The following is a 14,747-nucleotide window of genomic DNA, read 5'->3' on the forward strand; positions in this document are numbered from 1 at the left end:
CATGGCAGCGGTCCAGGAGACCATCGATCAGGTCAAGTCGATCGACGTGACCGAGTACAAATACGGCTTCGTCACCGAGCTCGAGGTCGACAAGCCGGCCAAGGGCCTCACCGAGGACACGGTCCGCTACATCTCGGCCCGCAAGGACGAGCCGGAATGGATGCTGGAATGGCGGCTCGACGCCTTCCGCCGCTGGAAGACCATGACCGAGCCGGCCTGGTCGCGCGTGCAGTACCCGCCGATCGACTATCAGGATCTCTATTATTACGCCGCGCCGAAGAAGGGCGCGCAGCCGAAATCGCTCGACGAGGTCGATCCGGCGATCCTGGAGACCTACAAGAAGCTCGGCATTCCGCTGAGCGAGCAGGAGGTGTTGGCCGGCGTCGCGCCGGAGAACCGCGTCGCGGTCGATGCGGTGTTCGATTCCGTCTCGGTGGTGACGACCTTCAAGGAGGAGCTCGCCAAGGTCGGCGTGATCTTCTGCTCGATCTCGGAGGCGATCCAGAAGCATCCCGACCTGGTCAGGAAGTACCTCGCCAGCGTCGTGCCGGTGACGGACAATTATTTCGCGACGCTCAACAGCGCGGTCTTCACCGACGGCTCCTTCGTCTATGTGCCGAAGGGCGTGCGCTGCCCGATGGAGCTGTCGACCTACTTCCGCATCAACGAGCAGAACACCGGCCAGTTCGAGCGCACGCTGATCATCGCCGACGAGGGCGCCTATGTCAGCTATCTCGAAGGCTGCACGGCGCCCAAGCGCGACGAGAACCAGCTCCACGCCGCGGTGGTCGAGCTGATCGCGCTCGACGATGCCGAGATCAAGTACTCGACCGTGCAGAACTGGTTCCCCGGCGACGCCGAGGGCAAGGGCGGCATCTACAATTTCGTCACCAAGCGCGGCGACTGCCGCGGCAAGCGCTCGAAGATCTCCTGGACGCAGGTCGAGACCGGCTCGGCGATCACCTGGAAATACCCGTCCTGCATCCTGCGCGGCGACGGCTCGCGCGGCGAGTTCTACTCGATCGCGGTGTCGAACGGCATGCAGCAGGTCGATAGCGGCACCAAGATGCTGCATCTCGGCAAGAACACGACCTCGAAGATCATCGCCAAGGGCATCGCCGCCGGCAAGTCCGACTCGACCTATCGCGGCATGGTCTCGGCCCACCGCAAGGCGACGGGCGCGCGCAACTTCACCAATTGCGACTCGCTCCTGATAGGCGACCAGTGCGGCGCCCACACCATCCCCTATATCGAGGCCAAGACCGCGACCGCGATCTTCGAGCACGAGGCGACGACCTCGAAGATCGGCGCGGACCAGCTGTTCTATTGCCAGCAGCGCGGCCTCTCCGAGGAGGAGGCGGTGGCGCTGATCGTCAACGGCTTCGTCAAGGAGGTGCTCCAGGAGCTTCCGATGGAGTTCGCCGTCGAGGCGCAGAAGCTGATCACGATCTCGCTGGAAGGCTCGGTCGGATAAGGGCGAGTGGCTTAACCGCCCCGCCATCGCCGTAAGCCCTTCCACTCGCTATTCGCCATTCGCTTATCGGAACGAAACAATGCTCGAAATCCGCAATCTCACCGTCAAGATCGCCGACGAGGACAAGCAGATCCTCAACGGCTTGAACCTCACCGTGAAGGACGGCGAGGTCGCCGCCATCATGGGGCCGAACGGCTCCGGCAAGTCGACGCTCTCCTATGTCATCGCCGGCAAGGAGGACTATGAGGTCCTCGACGGCGAGGTCCTGCTCAATGGCGAGAACGTGCTGGAGATGGAGGCCGACCAGCGCGCCGCCGCCGGCATCTTCCTCGCCTTCCAGTATCCGCTGGAGATCCCCGGCGTCGCCACCATGACCTTCCTGAAGGCCGCCATGAACGCCCAGCGCAAGGCGCGCGGCGAGGACGAGCTGCTGACGCCGGACTTCATCAAGCAGGTCAACGCCGCCGCCGACAGGCTCGGCATCGCGCGCGAGATGCTGCGCCGGCCGCTCAATGTCGGCTTCTCGGGCGGCGAGAAGAAGCGCATGGAAATCCTTCAGATGGCGCTGCTTGCGCCGTCGATGTGCATCCTCGACGAGACCGATTCCGGCCTCGACATCGACGCGCTGCGCATCGTCGCGGAGGGCGTCAATGCGTTGCGCGCCAAGAACCGCAGCTTCCTGATCATCACCCATTACCAGCGCCTGCTCGACCATATCGTGCCGGACACGGTGCACGTCATGTCGAAGGGCAGGATCGTGAAGACCGGCGGCAAGGACCTGGCGCTGGAGCTCGAGAAGGCGGGCTATGCTGCCTTCGGGGAGGCGGCGTGATGGCCATCGTCACCCCGCTGAAGACGGCGGCCGAGCAGACGCTGATCCAGCAATATGCCGACGCGAAGGCTGAGCTGCCCGGCGGCCCGGCCGTGCGCAAGCTGCGCGAGGACGCCTTCGCCGGCTTCGAGGCCAGGGGTCTGCCGCATCGCCGGCTCGAATCCTGGCGCTATACCGATCTGCGCGCGCTGCTGCGCGAGGCGCGCCCGCTCGCAGGCGGCGGCGCCGTCACCGGCGCCGTCAAGGCGCGGCTCGCCGAACTGAAGCTCGCGGGCCCGCGCCTCGTGCTGGTCGACGGTGCCTTCGTGCCCGAGCTCTCCACGCTCGACGCGATCCCCGCGGGCGTCTCGGTGCAGTCGCTCGCCGATGCGCTGGTCTCGGCCCGCGAGGACCTGCCCCGCCTTCTCGCCGGCCCCTCGGTCGGCGCCGACGATACGGGCCTTGCCCTCAACACCGCGCTGATGCGCGATGGCGTCTTCGTCGAGATCGCGGACGGCGTCGAGCTCGCGCAGCCGGTCGTGATCGTCTCGCTCGCTTCCGGCGAGGAGGAGCGGGCGGTGTTTCATCGCTCGGTCGTGCTCGCCGGTAAGGGCAGCAAGGCCACGATCGTCGAGATCGACGAGGCGGCCGGTTCCGCCGCCCAGCAGATCAACGGCGCGATCGTCTTCGAGACAGGCGACGAGAGCGAGATCCAGCATGTGCGCATCGTCACCCGCCAGCAGGCGGCGACGGTCGAGGTGCAGAGCCTGTTGGCGACGGTCGGAGCGCAGGCGAAGTTCGATTCCTTCGCGCTCGTCTGCAATGCCGGCACGCTGCGCCAGCAGCATTTCATCCGCTTCGCCGGCGAGCATAGCGAGGTCGGCCTGCGCGGCGTCAACCTGATCAACAAGGCGCAGCATTCCGACGTGACGCTGATCGTCGACCACGAGGTGCCGCACGGCACCAGCCGCGAGCTCTACAAGACGATCGCGGGTGGCGAGTCGACCGGCGTCTTCCAGGGCAAGGTCATCGTGCGCCCGCATGCGCAGAAGACCGATGGCGGCATGAAGAGCAACGCGCTGCTGCTCAACGACGGCGCGACGATGTTCAACAAGCCCGAGCTCGAGATCTTCGCCGACGACGTGGTCTGCGGCCATGGCGCGACGGTGGCGCAGATCGACGGCGAGCAGCTCTTCTACCTCATGGCGCGCGGCCTGCCGCGGCCGCAGGCCGAGGCGCTGGTGCTGCAGGCTTTCGCCGGCGAGGCGGTCGCCTTCATCGCCGACGAGAACGTCCGCGACCTCGTCATGGCCGAGGTCGAAGCCTGGCTCAAGGCCCGCGAGGCCGCTTCCGAGGTGAGTACGGTCTGATGCCCTATATCAACGTCCAGATCACCAAGGGCGCGACGCGCGCGCAGAAGGCGGAGATCGTCAAGGTCTTCACCGAGACGCTGGTGCGCGTGCTCGGCAAGAAGCCTGAGAACACCCATGTCGTGATCCAGGAGATCGAGCGCGAGGATTGGGGCCATGGCGGCCAGCTCGTCGCGGATCGGGACGCGGCCGCGCCCGGCAAGGCCTGAGCCGATGAACGCGCCGGCCAAGCCCTACGACGTCTCCGCCATCCGCAGGGATTTCCCGATCCTGAGCAGGGAAGTCTATGGCAAGCCGCTCACCTATCTCGACAACGCGGCTTCCGCCCAGAAGCCGGAAGCCGTGATCGAGGCGATGACGCGGCTGATGCGGGAGGACTATGCCAATGTCCATCGCGGCCTGCACTATCTCGCCAACGCCTCGACCGAAGCCTATGAGGCGGCACGCGAAAGCGCGCGCCGCTTCCTGAACGCCGCCCATCTGGAGGAGATCGTCTTCACGCGCTCCTCGACCGGCGCGCTCAACACGGTCGCCTCCTCGCTCGGGCGCCATCTGAACCTCGGCGAAGGCGACGAGATCATCCTGTCGATCCTGGAGCACCACTCCAACATCGTACCCTGGCATTATTGGCGCGAGCGCCACGGCGCCGTGATCAAATGGGCGCCGGTCGACGATGACGGCAATTTCCTCCTCGATGAGTTCGAGAAGCTGATCACGCCGCGTACCAAAGTGGTGTCGCTGACGCAGATGTCGAACGCGATCGGCACCATCGTCCCGATCGCCGCTGTCGCCGCGATCTGCCGCGCCCACGCCATTCCGCTGGTGGTCGACGGCAGCCAGGGCGCGGTGCATCTGCCGGTCGACGTGCAGGCGCTGGGCTGCGATTTCTACGCCTTCACCGGCCACAAGACCTATGGGCCGACGGGCTCCGGCGTGCTCTGGGGCAAGAAGGAATGGCTCGACCGGCTGCCGCCCTATGAGGGCGGCGGCGAGATGATCGTCACCGTGACCGAGGACACGGTCACCTATAACGACCCGCCGCACCGCTTCGAGGCCGGCACGCCGGCGATCGTCGAGGCGGTGGGCCTGGGCGCCGCGCTCGACTACATGATGGCGCTCGGCCGCGAGAACATCGCCGCGCATGAGGCAAGGCTCAACGCCTATGCGATGGAGCGGCTCTCGGAGATGAACTCCATCCGCATCTTCGGCAGGGCGCGGGAGAAGGGCGCGATCGTCGCCTTCGAGATGAAGGGGGCCCATGCCCATGACGTCGCGACCGTGATCGACCGCGCCGGCGTCGCCGTCAGGGCCGGCACCCATTGCGCCATGCCGCTTTTGGCACGATATGGTGTGACATCGACCTGCCGCGCCTCCTTCGGGCTCTACAACACGCAAGACGAGGTCGACGCTCTGGTCGAGGCCCTGCGGAAGGCCGAGAGCCTGTTCGCCTGACGGGGATTTGAAAGAAATGACCGACAGCACCGCCGACGACCTCAAGCCGAACGCCCCCACCATGGCCAAGGGCAGCGCGCTGCCGCCGGAGGAGATCGACCGGCTGACCGACGACATCGTCGCCGCGCTGAAGACGGTCTACGATCCGGAGATCCCCTCCGACATCTACGAGCTCGGCCTGATCTACCGCGTCGACATCGCCGACGACCGGCAGATCACGATCGACATGACGCTGACCGCGCCGGGCTGCCCGGTCGCCGGCGAGATGCCGGGCTGGGTCGAGAATGCCGTCGGCACGGTGCCGGGCGTCGCCGGCGTCACCGTCAACATGACCTTCGACCCGCCCTGGGACCAGTCGCGCATGTCCGACGAGGCCCGCGTCGCGCTCGACATGTGGTGAAGGCGGCGCTGTCGCATGCCGAGCTTTCCCTACGAGACTGTCGACGTCTTCACCGACCGGCCCTTCGGCGGCAATCCGCTCGCCGTCTTCACTGATGCGCGCGGATTGTCCGATGCGCAGATGCAGGCGCTCGCGGCGGAGATGAACTACAGCGAGACGACCTTCGTCCTGCCGCCGGAAGACCCCGCCTGCGATGCGCGCGTGCGCATCTTCCATCGTACCGCCGAGATGCCGTTCGCCGGCCATCCCAATGTCGGCACGGCCTGCGTGCTGGCCCGCCATGGCCGCGACCGCGGCGGCGTGCTGCGCTTCGAGCAGATGGCCGGGCAAGTCGAGATCGCGGTCGAGCGCGACGCGGCAGGCGCCGTGACGGGCGCCGTCATCGCCGCGCCGCAGGCGTTGTCGCTCGGCATCGCGCTGCCGGCCGAGGGGGTGGCGGCCTGTGCCGGCCTGCCGGCTTCCGGCATCGTCACGAGCGCTCACGCGCCGGTGCAGGCTTCGCTCGGCCTGAACTTCGTCCTGGCGCAGGTCGAGCCGGCGGCCCTGGCGCAGGCTGCGCCGGACCTGCCTGCCTTCCGCGCGCTGGAGGGGCGCCATGCCGCGCTCGCGGGGCGGCTGTCGCTGTTCCTCTATGCCCGCGACGGGAACGCCGTCCGGGCGCGGATGTTCGCGCCGCTCTCGGGAACCTGGGAAGACCCGGCGACCGGCAGCGCCAGCGCCACGCTCGGCGCTTTCCTCTTGTCGCTCGATGGCGGCGACGAGGCCGCCTACAGCATCAGGCAAGGCGCCGAGATGGGGCGCCCGAGCCTGCTGAAGGTCGCCGCACGGCGCGCGGCGGATGGGTTCCGCGCGCGGGTCGGCGGCGGCTGCGTGCCGATGTTCCGGGGCGAGGCGCTGCTCTGAACGCCGGCGCCATCTCGACGAAGGCTGCACCGATCCTTATGTTATAGTGGTGAATCTTGCTTCACCGGGCCTTGAACCCGGTCGAGGAGGGACGGCGATGTTTTCGATACCGGGCCTGAAGGTCATCTCGCTGACCGACGCCGCTGCGGCCCGCATCCGCGAGATCGTGGCGCAAGCCGCCGAGGGGGACGGTCCGGCGCTCGGCCTCAGGGTCGGTGTGCGGAAGGGCGGCTGCGCCGGCATGGAATATAGCTTCGAGATCGCGCGCGCGGTCGGCAAGGGCGACGAGGTCGTGACCGAGAAGGATGCGACGGTGGTCGTCGACGCCAAGGCCGTGCTGTTCCTGCTCGGCACTGAACTCGACTTCAGGACGGATCGGTTCTCCTCGACCTTCGTCTTCAACAACCCCAACCAGGTCTCGGCCTGCGGCTGCGGCGAATCGGTCGAGATCAAGCCGAGGAACGAGAGCGCGCTGACGGCACCTTAGGCGGTGTGAACGATTGCGATCGTTCTCGGTCGGAGGCCCCCTGTCATTGCGGGGTTGTGCGCCTTACGGCACGCCCGGAATGGCAGGCGTGCGGTTCGAGAAAGGCCGGCTGGCTCAGGCGACGCGGCTGGCGGTCTCGATCGCGTCCTCGGTCACGGTGCGGTTGCGCCCGGCGCGCTTGGCCAGCATCATCGCCTGGTCGGCCCGGTCGACCAGCGAGCCCGCCGTATCGCCGCGGCGATAGCTCGCGACACCGAGCGAGATCGTGATGCGGCCGAGGCTCTCATTGGTCGAGCGCTTGATCAGCTCGCGGGTGAGCAGCGCCTGGCGCACGGTCTCCGCCCCGAATTTCCCCGCGATCAGGTCGGATTCCGGCAGGATGATCGCGAACTCCTCGCCGCCGAAGCGGGTGATCACCGCCTTGTCCTTGAACTTGTCCTTCATCGTGCGTGCGACGAGGCGTAAGACCTGATCGCCGGTCAGATGGCCGTGGACGTCGTTGAAGCGCTTGAAGAAGTCGATATCGGCCATGACCAGCGCGAAGGGCTCGCGGCGCAGCGTCGCCTGGTCGATCGATTTCTGCAGCATCTCCTCGAAATGCCGCCGGTTGGCGAGCCCGGTCAGCGGGTCGGTGAGGGCTTCGGCGCGGGTGGATTCGAGCGCCTCGCGCAGGTTGCGGATCTCGTTGGAGCTGGCGCGCAGCTCGACCTCGAGCTGGGCCTTGCGGGTGACCTCCTCGCGGGTCGACATCACCAGCGCCTCGACCCATTCGCGCAGCTTGTGGCGATCCGTCGTCGGCGGAACCTCTTCGGACATGGCGGCCAGGCGCCCGTGATAGAGCTCGCTGGAGCCGAGCGCCTTGTCGACCAGCTCCATCATCGCGTCGATCTCGCCGAGCACCTGCAGGCTGGTGCGCTCGGCCTGGCGCGAGAAGCGCTCGGTCGAGATGAAGCGTTCGTAGAGGCTGTCGATGTCGGCGGCGCCGACCTGCCCGTCGCTGCCGGCGATGATGGCGTTCATGGCGAGGCTGACGGCGGGCATCTCGCCGCTCAGATGCGCGTACCAGACCTCGAAGGCGCGGGGATAGTCCGGCGAGCCGTGCTGGCGCATCGCCGCGACCACGCGCTCGGCGAGATCACTGGTACGAGCGGGAGCCGAATCGGAATCGTCCATGCCATTGCCAATCCGGTACGAAGCCGGGCCGCGGGCCTGAAAGCCGCGATCAGCTCCGATAGCCATCATCGAAGCGGGACATCCTGTCCGTATCCACGGTGGCATGCGCCCGTTCGCCGCACGGGTCATCTCGCCGCGGCGACTGGCAATCTAGGTCGACGAGGTTAACAGCCGGTTGATGCCGTAAGGTTATCCGACGCGCGCCGGACGCAGCAGGAAGGCGGGAACGTGATCGCCCAGGCCCTTGACCTGCGGCCCGTCATCCTCGTCCCGCTCGCGGGAGCCGCGGCCGCGCCTCGCGCCGTCCCGGACCTGCGCGGCGGCGGGCTGGGTCGCTTCGGAATCGGGCCTGACCGGGGCGCGGCGGGAGCCGGGGCGCTCCTCGGCCTTCCTGTCGGGCCTGTCCGCCCGCGCAGCCTCTGCATCGGCGCGCGGGCCGCGCCCGCCGCGCGAGGAGGGGCGCTTGTCGTCGCGGCGGCCGCGGCGCTCCTCGCGGGGCTGGCCCGGCGGCAACGCGTCGAGGCCGGGGCCTTCGAAGGCGACCGTCTGGCCGGTCAGCTTCTCGATCGCCGCGACGAGCTTGTCGTCATGGCGGGTGACGATGGTGAAGGCGGCGCCTTCGCGCCCGGCGCGGCCGGTGCGGCCGATGCGGTGGACATAGTCCTCGGCATGGGTCGGCACGTCGAAATTGAAGACGTGGCTGACCGCCGGGATGTCGAGGCCGCGCGCCGCGACGTCCGAGGCGACGAGGATAGGATTCTCGCCGGTGCGGAACGAATCGAGCGCCGCCATGCGGGCATACTGGTCCATGTCGCCATGCAGCGCGACGGCCGGGAAGCCGTGGCGCAGCAGCGATTTGTGCAGCGTCGCGACATCGCGCTTGCGGTTGCAGAAGACGATCGCGTTCTGAAGCTCGACGGCGTCCTTGATCAGCTTGCGCAGCGTCTCGCGCTTCTCGAAATCCTGCGGGTTGGAGGCGATCAGCCGCTGGGTGATGGTCGTGGCCGCCGTCGCCGGCCGGGAAACCTCGACGCGCACGGGATTGTGCAGGAACTGTTCGGAGATGCGGGTGATCTCCGGCGGCATCGTCGCGGTGAAGAACAGCGTCTGCCGGGTGAAGGGGACGAGCTTGCAGACCCGCTCGATGTCGGGGATGAAGCCCATGTCGAGCATGCGGTCGGCTTCGTCGATGACGAGCAGCTCGACGCCGGTGAGCAGGAGCTTGCCGCGCTCGACATGGTCGAGCAGGCGCCCTGGCGTCGCGATCAGCACGTCGACGCCGCGCGTGATCTTGGCGTCCTGATCGCCGAAGGAGACGCCGCCGATCAGGAGCGCCACCGAAAGCTTCTGGTTGACGCCGTAGCGGGTGAAGTTCTCCTCGACCTGCGCGGCGAGCTCGCGCGTCGGCTCCAGGATCAGCGTGCGCGGCATCCGGGCCCGGGCGCGGCCGGTCTCCAGCATGGTCAGCATCGGCAGGGTGAAGGCGGCGGTCTTGCCCGTGCCGGTCTGGGCGATGCCCAGCACGTCCCTGCGGGCGAGCACATGCGGAATGGCCTGGGCCTGGATGGGGGTCGGCGTGCTATAGCCTGCGGCGGTGACGGCCGTCAGAACCTTTTCACTCAAGCCGAGTTCGGCAAATGACATCGGGTATCGCGCTTCTTCTGGGTCGGTGAAACGCGGCGGGATGACCTGCTCGACCACCGCGTTGGCGCGACTTCATTTCCTGCGCGCCTTCGGACCCGTGTGGAATGCAAAGAAAACACGGCAAAGTCAATCATCTAGCCGGAAAAGGACGCTTTTTGCCCGATGAAGGACCCGCTCGTTCTCGTCCCGGGGTTGAGCTGCAACGCCGCGCTCTATGCTCCGCAATGGCCGGCGCTCGCCGATGGGCGTCCGATCCTCGTCGCCGAGCACGCCCGCGACGACAGCCTTGGGGCCATCGCGCGCCGCCTCCTGGCTGCCGCGCCGCCGCGTTTCGCGCTCTGCGGCCTGTCGATGGGCGGCTATGTCGCTTTCGAGGTGCTGCGGCAGGCGCCGGAGCGGGTGACGCGGCTCGCCCTGCTCGGCACCAGCGCGAAGCCCGCGACGCCCGAGACCAACGGGCCGCGCGAGCAGATGATCGCGCTCGTCGAGAAGGGGGCCTTCGACAACGTCACCACGCTTCTCTGGCAGAGGCTGGTCGCGCCCGCGCGCCTGACCGACGAGAGGCTGCGGCTTCAGGTCCGCCGGATGGCCGACGACGTCGGGGCCGAGGGTTTCGTGCGCCAGCAGAAGGCGATCATGCGCCGGCCGGATTCGCGCCCGGCGCTCGCCGCCGCTTCAGGCCCGGTGCTGGTCCTCGTCGGGGAGGAGGACGCGATCACCCCGGTCGCGGAGGCGCGGGAGATGGCCGGGATCACGGGAGCCCGGCTCGCGGTCGTGCCGGCTTGCGGCCATCTCTCGACGCTGGAGGCGCCGGAGGCCGTGACGGCGCAATTGCTGCGCTGGCTCGGCTGACATGCCTGTCATTCCGGGTTCGTGCCCGCGGCACGCCCCGGAATGACAAGGGTGGTACGCCCGCCTAGCGCGGCAGGGCGCAGGGGTCGAGCTTGGTCGCGTTCGCCGTCCGGCCGATCGAGCCCGTGGTCACCGGGTCCGCCGGCTGTCCCTTGGCGGCGGCGAGGCTGACCGCGGCCATGCGGTCCTTGTCGAACGAGGCGGTCTGGCCCGACAGGAAGTTCGCGGCGATGACCGAAAGGAAGGCGATGGCCGCGCCGGCCTTGGCGATGTCGGCGGCGACGGTGCCGCGGTCGTTCTTCCAGAACAGCTCGATCGGGCGCATGGCGCATTCTCCGGGCTCGTGACCTCACGAGCTTTGCGGCCAGCATGCCCTGCGAGCAGTAAAAGGATGGTTAGCCGAGTCTTGCCGGATCGCGGTAGACTTCAGCGATCCTCCCCGGCGGCGGCCGTTCGCCCCATCAGGCTGGCCCGATGCTCCTTGAACAGCCTGCGCAATGCGACGAGCACGGCAGCGACGCCTGGCCGCCGGCGCGAGACCTCGTGCGAGACGAGGAGGATGTCGTCGCCGGTCGCCTCGGGCGGCGGCTCGAGCCGGCGCAGCGCCGGATCGGCATCGCCCATGAAGCAGGGCGCCATCGACAGCGCGCCGGACGAGCGGATGCTCTCGTAGCGGGCGGCCGAATCGCCGACACGCGCCGCGATCGGCCGGCCGGCGGCATAGGCCATGATATGGTCGTCGATGCGCGAGGAGGTTTCGCGGTTCACCGAGATGATCGGCGCGGTGGCGGGATCGGCGTCCCGGCGCAGATAGAGCGCCTGCATCAGCCGCCCGACCTTTTGGGCATAGTGGCCGGGCTCGTCCGGAACCCGGCTCATCCTGAGCGCGATATCGGCCTCGCCGCGCGTCAGGTCGAGCCTGTCGCGCGTGCTGATGATCACGATCTCGATCCCGCCGGCGGCTTGCGAGATCGTGGTCGCGTGCATCGTCAGGAACAGGCTGATCGAGGTGGTGGCGGTGATGCGAACCGGCGCGCCGGCGCGGGGGCGGGCGGCGTCGGCCCGGGTCGCGAAGCGCTTGACGGCGGCCTCGACGCGGTCGGCTTCCACCGCCAGCTCCGTGCCGATCGCGGTCGGCGCGAGCCGGTTGGCCTCGCGCGTGAAGAGTTGCAGGCCGAGCCTGGCTTCGAGGCCCTTCAGCCGGCGCGCGACGGTGGCCTCGCTCAGGCCGAGCCGCGCCGCCGCCACGGCCATCGACCCGCCGCCGGCGACGGCGTTGAAGATCCCGATATCGTCCCAGGAAATCCGCCCGGCGGGCGATGCCAGATCGCGGTGGCGTCGAGATGGAGGGGAAGCAGGCTCGCCCATGCCGTCAGCGGCCAGTCCCGGGCGGTGGCGTGATGGCGGCGGTCATGGCGGTGCGGGGCTCGGGGAGGGCTCGACATCCGCGAACCCTGGCGGGAAATGCTTCGCCCGGCAGCCCGCCGGCTTTAACGCCCAGCCCCGCGGAAATGCAGGGCTTTGCCCTCACAGGTCGATCAGCTCGCCGGCGAAGGCGGCGCGTTCCTGGATGAAGCTGAAGCGCGCCTCCGGCTTGTTGCCCATCAGCCGCTCGACCGTGTCGGAGGTCTCCTCCTTGGCCTCGTGGTCGACCATGACCTTGAGCAGGATGCGCTTGGCCGGGTCCATGGTGGTTTCCTTGAGCTGCTGCGGCATCATCTCGCCGAGGCCCTTGAAGCGCGAGATCTCCGGCTTCTTGCCCTTGAACACCGTCTCCAGCAGCTCGTCCTTATGGGCGTCGTTGCGGGCATAGACGCTTTTTCCCCCGTGCTGGAGCCGGTAGAGCGGCGGCACGGCGAGGTAGAGATGGCCCTTCTCGATCAGCCGCGGCATCTGGCGCCAGAAGAAGGTGACCAGCAGCGAGGCGATATGGGCGCCGTCGACATCGGCGTCGGTCATGACGATGACCTTCTCGTAGCGCAGATCGTCCTCGCGGAACTGGCTGCCGATGCCGCAGCCGAGCGCCAGGATCAGGTCGGCGAGCTGCTGGTTCTGGTTCAGCTTCTCGCGCGTCGCATTGGCGACGTTGAGGATCTTGCCGCGTAGAGGCAGGATCGCCTGGTTGGTGCGGTTGCGCGCCTGCTTGGCCGAGCCGCCGGCGGAATCGCCCTCGACGATGAAGAGCTCGGAGCCGGCCGCGCCCGCATGCGAGCAATCGGCGAGCTTGCCGGGCAGGCGCAGCTTCCGCGTCGCGGTCTTGCGCGAGACTTCTTTTTCGAGCCGCCGGCGCAGCCGCTCCTCGGCCCGGTCGATCGACCAGTCGAGCAGCCGCGCCGCCTGCTGCGGCGCGGCGGCGAGCCAGTGGTCGAAGGCGTCGCGCACCGCGCCCTCGACGATGCGGTGGGCCTCCTGCGTCGCGAGCTTGTCCTTGGTCTGGCCCTGGAATTCCGGCTCGCGGATGAAGACCGAGAGCATGGCGGCGCAGGTCGCCATCACGTCGTCGGAGGTGACCTGCGCCATCCGCTTCGACTGGCCGACGCGCTCGGCATGGTCGCGCAGGCCCCTGAGCAGCGCGATGCGCAGGCCCTGCTCATGGGTGCCGCCCTCGGGCGTCGGAATCGTGTTGCAATAGGAGGAGGAGAAGCCGTCCTCGCCGGTGGCGAGCCAGGCGACCGCCCATTCGAGCGAGCCGTGGCCGCCGTCGCGGCTGATCTTGCCGGCGAAGATCGGCTCGGCGACGAGATCCTTGCCCTCGATCTCGCCGCCGAGATAGTCGCGCAGGCCACCGGGGAAGCGGAACACGGCCTGCGCCGCCACGTCGCCTTCCGGCTTCAGCAGCGAGGGCGCGCAAGCCCAGCGGATCTCGACGCCGCCGAAGAGATAGGCCTTGGAGCGCGCCATGCGGAGTAGGCGGGCCGGCGAGAAATGCGCGCCCTCGCCGAAGATCTGCGCGTCGGGATGGAAGCGCACGCGCGTGCCGCGCCGGTTGGCCACGCTGCCGACGGTTTCCAGCGGTCCCTGCGGCAGGCCGCGCGAGAAGAGCTGGCGATAGAGCGTCTTGCCGCGCGCGACCTCGACCTCGAGCCGGTCCGACAGCGCGTTGACCACCGAGACGCCGACGCCGTGCAGGCCGCCTGAGGTCTCATAGGCCTTGGAATCGAACTTCCCGCCGGCATGCAGCGTCGTCATGATGACTTCGAGCGCCGATTTGCCCGGGAACTTCGGGTGCGGATCGACCGGGATGCCGCGGCCGTTGTCGGTGACCGCGATCGAGCCGTCCTCGAACAATTCGACGTCGATGAAGCTGGCGTGGCCGGCCACCGCCTCGTCCATCGCGTTGTCGATTACCTCGGCGAAGAGATGGTGCAGCGCCCGTTCGTCGGTGCCGCCGATATACATGCCGGGCCGGCGGCGCACCGGCTCCAGCCCTTCGAGCACCTCGATCGCCGAGGCGTCGTAGCCGGTTTCCGACAGGGTGCCGTTGCCGGCGGGCGCCGCGGGAGCGGGCGCGGCCTTCCGGGGCGCGGCGGGCGGGCGCGGTTGCGGCCTGAGGCCCGCCGCATCCGACCGCGCCGGCTCCGCACCGAAAAGATCGCCGTTCTCCGCCATCGCCACCAATGCTTCCTGATTCGTTCCCGCGGACTGTAGCGCATCGCGCGCCGCAATGCCGTGTCAGGGGCGGTTTATAGACGTCTCGCCCGCGTATCGGAACCGCTGTCATGATGCCGTCGCCGGCATCGGCGACAAGGGAGCGGAACCGGGCCGTTCAGCCCGCGTTAACCATGGATGCCGAAGATGGTCGGCGCGGTTTAAGCCTTATGCGGATCGCCGCAGATGGGCTATGATCGCCGGTGAGGGGAGAAAGCCGTGGCGTCGCGTCAGTCTGTCTCGCTTGCGGGTATTGCGGGTTTGCAGCGCCGGGCGCGCCTCGCCGGCGAAGCCTTCGGTCACGAGGACGTCATCGGCGTGCCTGCGGCGAGCGATGCTCTGCCGGCCCGCTGGCTCTGGTGGCTGGCGGCCGTGGCGGCCGCGATCGGGCTCGCGATCCTGCGTTTCTCCTGAAAACGACAGCGTCGTAGCGCGGAAATATCAACCTTTTCGCCTTAAGCCCTGTGGCCGGAGGGGAAAGGCTCATGCGTTCCGGCATCGGTTCTCGCGCGTTCGATCCGAGGGTTGACGGT

General features: G+C 68.3%; 15 protein-coding genes. 10 read left to right on the forward strand and 5 right to left on the reverse strand.

Annotation, left to right across the window (positions count from 1 at the left end):
- The first annotated feature begins 1 nt into the window (after position 1).
- The 8 genes from sufB (at position 2) to M9917_RS18595 (ending at position 6,897) form a co-directional block, all read left to right on the forward strand.
- Positions 2 to 1,474: a Fe-S cluster assembly protein SufB gene (gene sufB / locus M9917_RS18560; protein ID WP_297256162.1), complete on the forward strand. Its 1,473-nt coding sequence runs from the start codon at positions 2 to 4 to the stop codon at positions 1,472 to 1,474.
- 79 nt (positions 1,475 to 1,553) lie between these two features.
- A complete protein-coding gene (gene sufC / locus M9917_RS18565; RefSeq protein WP_297256163.1) occupies positions 1,554 to 2,306 on the forward strand; it encodes a Fe-S cluster assembly ATPase SufC in 753 nt (250 codons plus the stop codon).
- Positions 2,306 to 3,655: a Fe-S cluster assembly protein SufD gene (gene sufD / locus M9917_RS18570; RefSeq protein WP_297256165.1), complete on the forward strand. Its 1,350-nt coding sequence runs from the start codon at positions 2,306 to 2,308 to the stop codon at positions 3,653 to 3,655. The genes sufC and sufD overlap by 1 nt, the downstream gene beginning before the upstream one ends.
- Positions 3,655 to 3,864, forward strand: a complete 210-nt coding sequence (locus M9917_RS18575; protein ID WP_297256167.1) for a tautomerase family protein — start codon at positions 3,655 to 3,657, stop codon at positions 3,862 to 3,864. Before sufD ends, M9917_RS18575 begins: the two co-directional genes overlap by 1 nt.
- A gap of 4 nt (positions 3,865 to 3,868) precedes the next feature.
- Positions 3,869 to 5,107 carry a cysteine desulfurase gene (locus M9917_RS18580; RefSeq protein WP_297256169.1) on the forward strand — a complete coding sequence of 413 codons (1,239 nt, stop codon included), beginning with the start codon at positions 3,869 to 3,871 and terminating at the stop codon, positions 5,105 to 5,107.
- Between the two features lie 16 nt (positions 5,108 to 5,123).
- Entirely contained in the window at positions 5,124 to 5,507 is a 384-nt protein-coding gene (locus tag M9917_RS18585) for an SUF system Fe-S cluster assembly protein (RefSeq protein ID WP_297256171.1), read from the forward strand.
- Between the two features lie 15 nt (positions 5,508 to 5,522).
- Positions 5,523 to 6,410: a PhzF family phenazine biosynthesis protein gene (locus tag M9917_RS18590; RefSeq protein ID WP_297256173.1), complete on the forward strand. Its 888-nt coding sequence runs from the start codon at positions 5,523 to 5,525 to the stop codon at positions 6,408 to 6,410.
- 97 nt (positions 6,411 to 6,507) lie between these two features.
- Complete coding sequence (locus tag M9917_RS18595) at positions 6,508 to 6,897, forward strand: HesB/IscA family protein (RefSeq protein ID WP_297256175.1); 390 nt, start codon at positions 6,508 to 6,510, stop codon at positions 6,895 to 6,897.
- 114 nt (positions 6,898 to 7,011) lie between these two features.
- Here the strand turns inward: M9917_RS18595 and M9917_RS18600 are convergent, their stop codons facing one another.
- Both M9917_RS18600 and M9917_RS18605 read right to left on the reverse strand, forming a co-directional pair.
- Positions 7,012 to 8,070 (reverse strand): GGDEF domain-containing protein, encoded by a 1,059-nt coding sequence (locus M9917_RS18600; protein ID WP_297256177.1) that lies wholly within the window; start codon positions 8,068 to 8,070, stop codon positions 7,012 to 7,014.
- 189 nt (positions 8,071 to 8,259) lie between these two features.
- Positions 8,260 to 9,714, reverse strand: coding sequence for a DEAD/DEAH box helicase (locus M9917_RS18605; RefSeq protein WP_297256179.1), 1,455 nt, complete (start codon positions 9,712 to 9,714; stop codon positions 8,260 to 8,262).
- Positions 9,715 to 9,876: 162 nt separating this feature from the next.
- On the opposite strand from M9917_RS18605, the gene M9917_RS18610 reads away from it, so the two are divergent.
- Positions 9,877 to 10,566 (forward strand): alpha/beta fold hydrolase, encoded by a 690-nt coding sequence (locus M9917_RS18610; protein WP_297256181.1) that lies wholly within the window; start codon positions 9,877 to 9,879, stop codon positions 10,564 to 10,566.
- 64 nt (positions 10,567 to 10,630) lie between these two features.
- On the opposite strand, the gene M9917_RS18615 is transcribed toward M9917_RS18610, so the two are convergent.
- From M9917_RS18615 to parE, 3 genes are all read right to left on the reverse strand, one after another.
- Complete coding sequence (locus M9917_RS18615) at positions 10,631 to 10,891, reverse strand: hypothetical protein (RefSeq protein WP_297256183.1); 261 nt, start codon at positions 10,889 to 10,891, stop codon at positions 10,631 to 10,633.
- 101 nt (positions 10,892 to 10,992) lie between these two features.
- Positions 10,993 to 11,934: a LysR family transcriptional regulator gene (locus M9917_RS18620; RefSeq protein WP_297256185.1), complete on the reverse strand. Its 942-nt coding sequence runs from the start codon at positions 11,932 to 11,934 to the stop codon at positions 10,993 to 10,995.
- 159 nt (positions 11,935 to 12,093) lie between these two features.
- Complete coding sequence (gene parE, locus M9917_RS18625; protein WP_297257123.1) at positions 12,094 to 14,175, reverse strand: DNA topoisomerase IV subunit B; 2,082 nt, start codon at positions 14,173 to 14,175, stop codon at positions 12,094 to 12,096.
- 258 nt (positions 14,176 to 14,433) lie between these two features.
- Between parE and M9917_RS18630 the strand changes: the two genes are divergently transcribed.
- Complete coding sequence (locus tag M9917_RS18630; RefSeq protein WP_297256188.1) at positions 14,434 to 14,628, forward strand: hypothetical protein; 195 nt, start codon at positions 14,434 to 14,436, stop codon at positions 14,626 to 14,628.
- Positions 14,629 to 14,747 lie beyond the last annotated feature (119 nt).

It is taken from the genome of Bosea sp. (in: a-proteobacteria), from assembly GCF_023953965.1.
Classification (GTDB): domain Bacteria; phylum Pseudomonadota; class Alphaproteobacteria; order Rhizobiales; family Beijerinckiaceae; genus Allobosea.